This window comes from Pseudomonas sp. 13B_3.2_Bac1 (assembly GCF_025466205.1).
Lineage (GTDB): Bacteria > Pseudomonadota > Gammaproteobacteria > Pseudomonadales > Pseudomonadaceae > Aquipseudomonas > Aquipseudomonas fluorescens_H.
In genome coordinates, this window is record NZ_JANLOG010000044.1 from 1 (window position 1) to 4,320 (window position 4,320).

Annotated in this window: 5 protein-coding genes; 3 read left to right on the forward strand and 2 right to left on the reverse strand. The window is 63.0% G+C overall.

What is annotated here, in order from left to right:
- Nucleotides 1–87: 87 nt before the first annotated feature.
- Together NTD85_RS06525 and NTD85_RS06530 are read right to left on the reverse strand one after the other, a co-directional pair.
- Complete coding sequence (locus NTD85_RS06525; protein WP_262141739.1) at nucleotides 88–747, reverse strand: methyltransferase family protein; 660 nt, start codon at nucleotides 745–747, stop codon at nucleotides 88–90.
- A gap of 221 nt (nucleotides 748–968) precedes the next feature.
- A complete protein-coding gene (locus NTD85_RS06530) occupies nucleotides 969–1,931 on the reverse strand; it encodes a LysR substrate-binding domain-containing protein (RefSeq protein WP_103520256.1) in 963 nt (320 codons plus the stop codon).
- Nucleotides 1,932–2,044: 113 nt separating this feature from the next.
- Between NTD85_RS06530 and NTD85_RS06535 the strand changes: the two genes are divergently transcribed.
- The 3 genes from NTD85_RS06535 to NTD85_RS06545 are packed head-to-tail and all read left to right on the forward strand — an operon-like array spanning nucleotide 2,045 to nucleotide 4,302.
- Nucleotides 2,045–3,067, forward strand: coding sequence for an aldo/keto reductase (locus NTD85_RS06535; protein ID WP_103484698.1), 1,023 nt, complete (start codon nucleotides 2,045–2,047; stop codon nucleotides 3,065–3,067).
- Nucleotides 3,064–3,861, forward strand: coding sequence for an SDR family NAD(P)-dependent oxidoreductase (locus tag NTD85_RS06540; RefSeq protein WP_226501639.1), 798 nt, complete (start codon nucleotides 3,064–3,066; stop codon nucleotides 3,859–3,861). The genes NTD85_RS06535 and NTD85_RS06540 overlap by 4 nt, the downstream gene beginning before the upstream one ends.
- Before the next feature lie 30 nt (nucleotides 3,862–3,891).
- Nucleotides 3,892–4,302 carry an SRPBCC family protein gene (locus NTD85_RS06545; protein ID WP_103520255.1) on the forward strand — a complete coding sequence of 137 codons (411 nt, stop codon included), beginning with the start codon at nucleotides 3,892–3,894 and terminating at the stop codon, nucleotides 4,300–4,302.
- Nucleotides 4,303–4,320: the final 18 nt, after the last annotated feature.

Sequence of the window (4,320 nt, forward strand, 5' to 3'; positions counted from 1 at the left end):
GGGGGGGGGCCCCCGCCCCCCCCCCCCCCCCCCCCCCCCCCGCTCCCACACTGGATCGATGTCGCAGCCAGCCTGCTGGCGATAGCGTCAGTAAACCCCCGGCAACAACCGCCAGCTACGCGCGCAGTAAGCCTCATACTCAGCGCCAAACTGCCCGCGCAGCAGCGCCTCTTCCGAGTGGATGCGCGCGATCAGCGGGATCAACGTCAGCACCGCCAGAATCAACCCGACGCTGGAGCGAAACGCCAGCGCCCAACCCACGGCGTTGACCACCAGACCCAGATAGCTTGGATTGCGCAGGCGCGTGTAAATGCCGTCAGTGACCAACCGATGCCCCGGCTGAATCGCCACCAACCCGCTGAACCGCCGCCCCAGCACAAACACCGGCCACAGCCGCAGCGCACCACCGACGATAAACAGTAACGCGCCGAGCCAGCGCACGCCTTCAGCGCCGAAGGTCCAGAAGTCGATGCGGTCGCAGTACGCCGGGAGAAATCCGCTGACCAGCCCAATCACCCCGAACGCTGGAATCACCCAACGATTGGCCCGATCCTCGCGCTCGCCAGAACTCATATTCACAGAGGTAAACAGTGACGCCACCACCATCAGCACCGTGGCCAGCGCCACCAGCACCAGCGCCCCATGCGCAAAGAACACCGCCGGCCCACCGATGCCCCAGACCGCCAGCGCCAGGTAGGCAAGGGTGGCCAGCACCGTGACCACGGTCATTTGCACAGACATCTTCATGGGCACCTCACGTCGATAGCTGATCACCTGAGTGTAGATCGCCACCGACTCCCCGTAGGCCTTCGCCTGCTCGCGATGGCGTCAGGTCAGCTGACATCAATGTTGAATGTACCGACCCCTTCGTGAGCAAGCCCACTCCCACCCTTGATCGCGGCCAGCCGAAAATCCCTGATCCACCGACAATCCCCGGTGGGAGCGGGCTTGCTCGCGAATGCGGACTGTCAGCCGACAGTGATGCTGGATCTGCCAACGCTATCGCCCGCAGGCTGGCTGCCACAGGGGAGTGTGTGTGGGTCGTAGGGGACCGGGTCGGTCAGGACCTTGCGAAAGGTCTCCACCAACGGTCGCAGGTTGATCCGGTGCCACGCCGCCCACAGCGGTGTGGTAAATGCCAGCCATGGCACTTCCCGCAGTATTACGCCGGGCGGGGCGTTGTGGCTCAGGCCTTTCTGGATCATCGCGATCCCCAGCCCGGACGCCACCAGTCCCAGCGCGGTGAACGGCTCGGTAGCCTGCATGCGCACATCCGGAGTGAACCCGGCGCGGATGCAGGCACTCACAAACTCATTGTTCGCGCCCTGACGCGATTGCACGCCGATCCATTCCTGATCGGCCAGATCTTCCGGGCGCAGCGCGGTGTGTCGGGCCAGCGGATGTTGTTCCGGCAAAGCCAGCAGCATCGGATCGTCGAGCACCTGAAAACCCAGCAGATCCGGATCGTCGTCGCTCGGCGGCTCGCTCACCAAGGCGATATCGAGGCTCCGCTGACGCAGGCCTTCAAGTTGTTCGGTGGAACTCAGGTTGTACAGCGCGACATGCACATTCGGCCGATCGACCCGCAACACCCGCAGGGCATTGGGCAGCACCCCGGCGTGCATGGCGTTCTCGCTATAGCCGATGCACAACCCGCCTTCTTCGCCCCGGCCCAGGCGTTTGCCAAGGGACTCCAGGCGACTGGCGTGGGTCAGCAGGGCGCGGGTCTCGGCGAGAAAGGTCTGGCCATCGCGGGTCAGACGGATGCGCTGCTGGCTGCGCTCGAACAGGGTCAGGCCCAGGCGTTCTTCGAGCTGGGCAATCTGCCGGCTCAGCGGCGACTGGGAAATATGCAGCCGTTCGGCAGCGCGGCCGACGTGTTCTTCTTCGGCGACGGCAACGAAGTAGCGCAACTGGCGGATGTCGATCATGTCAGACCTATAGGGACTCAAGTGCTGCGCATTATGTCTTGGACGGTCTCGGCGTCGCAATCTACGATCTGCTCAACGGTCACACCGACCCAGACACCTGTGAGGACAATTCAATGAGCTTGAAAGACAAACTGCCCGGCCAGCTCGGCTTCGGCACCGCACCGCTGGGCAACATGTTCCGCGCCATCCCGGAAGACGAAGCGCAAGCCACCGTGCATGCCGCGTGGGATGCCGGCGTGCGCTACTTCGACACCGCGCCGTTCTACGGCTCGGGCCTGTCGGAAATCCGCCTGGGTGAGGCGCTTAAACAGTACCAGCGCGATGACTATGTGCTCAGCACCAAGGTCGGCCGAGTGATTCTCGATGAAGTGGAAGATGCAGCCGCTCGCGATCTGGGCGAAAAAAGCGGCGTGTTCGAACACGGTCGCCCGAACAGGATCGTCAACGACTACAGCGCTGACGCCACGCTGCGCTCGATCGAAGACAGCCTCAAGCGCCTGCAGACCGATCGCCTCGACATCGTCTGGGTCCATGACATCGCCCAGGACTTCTATGGCGATCAATGGCTGGAATACTTCAATCAGGCCCGCACCGGCGCGTTCAAAGTGCTGACCCGACTGCGCGAAGAAGGCGTGATCAAGGGCTGGGGCCTGGGTGTGAACAAGGTCGAGCCGTGCGAACTGACGCTCGACCTGACGGAAGCGCAACCCGATGGCTTCCTGCTTGCCGGGCGCTACACCTTGCTCGATCACGAACGTGCGCTACAACGTCTGATGGATTCGGCACGGGCGCAGAACGTCGAGATCGTGGTCGGCGGCCCTTACAGCTCGGGGATCCTGGCCGGCGGCGCGCACTTCGAATACCAGAAGGCCAGCGCGCAGGTCATCGCCAAAGTCGAGCAGATCAAACGTATCGCCGCTACTTTTAACGTCGATGTAAAAGCGGCAGCCCTGCAATTCTCGCTGGCCAATCCCGCCGTTGCTGCGGTGATTCCGGGTGCGAGCAAACCGGGGCGCATTGCTGAAGATGTCGCGGCATTGTCGGCGCTGATTCCCGCCGGTTTCTGGCAGGCCATGCGTGACGCAAAACTGGTGTCCGAACGTGCACCGTTGCCAATCGATGAGGTGAAAGCATGAAAATAGATCTGAGTGGAAAACTGGCCATCGTCAGCGGCAGCACGGGTGGCATTGGTCTGGGCATCAGTCAGTCGCTGGCCGAAGCCGGCGCCACGGTGGTGGTGATCGGGCGCGAAACGGCCAAGGTCGATCAGGCGCTGGCGAGCATCCGGCAGAAGGTACCGGGTGCGCAACTGCGCGGTCTGACGGCCGATCTGGGCACTGCCGAAGGCGCGGAAAAATTGTTCGCCGCCGAACCCCGTGCGGACATCCTGGTGAACAACCTCGGGATCTTCGACGCGGTGGATTTCTTCGACACGCCGGACAGCGAGTGGACGCGCTTCTACGAGGTCAACGTGATTTCCGGTGTGCGCCTGTCGCGGCATTACGTGCCGGCAATGGTCGAGCAGGGCTGGGGCCGGGTGATCTTCCTGTCTTCGGAATCCGGCGTGGCGACTCCGGCCGACATGCTCAACTATGGCGTGACCAAAAGCGCCAATCTCGCAGTGTCCCATGGTCTGGCCAAACGTCTGGCTGGCACTGGCGTGACGGTCAATGCGATCCTGCCGGGGCCGACCTTCACCGATGGCCTGGAAAACATGCTCAAGGACGCCGCTGCCGAGTCCGGTCGCAGCCTGCGCGATGAGGCCGACGCCTTTGTGCGCAAGGCGCGTCCGACTTCGATCATCCAGCGCGTGGCCGATGTCGCAGAAGTCGCGCATCTGGTCACTTACATCGCTTCGCCGTTGTCCTCGGCCACCACGGGCGCGGCCCTGCGGGTCGATGGCGGCGTCGTCGACAGCATGGCGATCTGAACCCGAACTCTTCTGGAGAAACCTTTATTTATGGCAACTGCATCAGCAACGATCGACATCCCGGCCTCGGCCGATCAGGTCTGGCAATTGATTGGCGGCTTCAACACGCTGCCGGACTGGCTGCCGTTCATTCCCAAGAGTGAACTGAGTGAAGGCGGACGCGTGCGCACCCTGCAAACCGCTGATGGCGGCGTGGTGATCGAGCGTCTGCAAGCGTTCGATAACGGCGCAAAGACCTACAGCTATTCGATCGAACAGGCGCCGTTTCCGGCGACTGATTACCTGGCGACGATCAAGGTCGAAGCCCAGGGGCAGGGCGCCCGGGTAACGTGGTCGGGACGCTTCAACGCCAAGGGCGTGAGCGAGGAAGAAGTGGTGGCGCTGTTCAACGGCATCTATCAGGGTGGCCTTGAGGCGCTGCGGGCCAATTACCCGGCCTGATCTGACAAAGATCTGAAT

Bases quoted from the DNA above. Each gene is read 5' to 3' on its own strand.
- NTD85_RS06535 (WP_103484698.1), top strand. From the start codon at position 2,045: ATGAGCTTGAAAGACAAACTGCCCGGCCAGCTCGGCTTCGGCACCGCA.
- NTD85_RS06525 (WP_262141739.1), bottom strand. From the start codon at position 747: ATGAAGATGTCTGTGCAAATGACCGTGGTCACGGTGCTGGCCACCCTT.
- NTD85_RS06545 (WP_103520255.1), top strand. From the start codon at position 3,892: ATGGCAACTGCATCAGCAACGATCGACATCCCGGCCTCGGCCGATCAG.
- NTD85_RS06530 (WP_103520256.1), bottom strand. From the start codon at position 1,931: ATGATCGACATCCGCCAGTTGCGCTACTTCGTTGCCGTCGCCGAAGAA.
- NTD85_RS06540 (WP_226501639.1), top strand. From the start codon at position 3,064: ATGAAAATAGATCTGAGTGGAAAACTGGCCATCGTCAGCGGCAGCACG.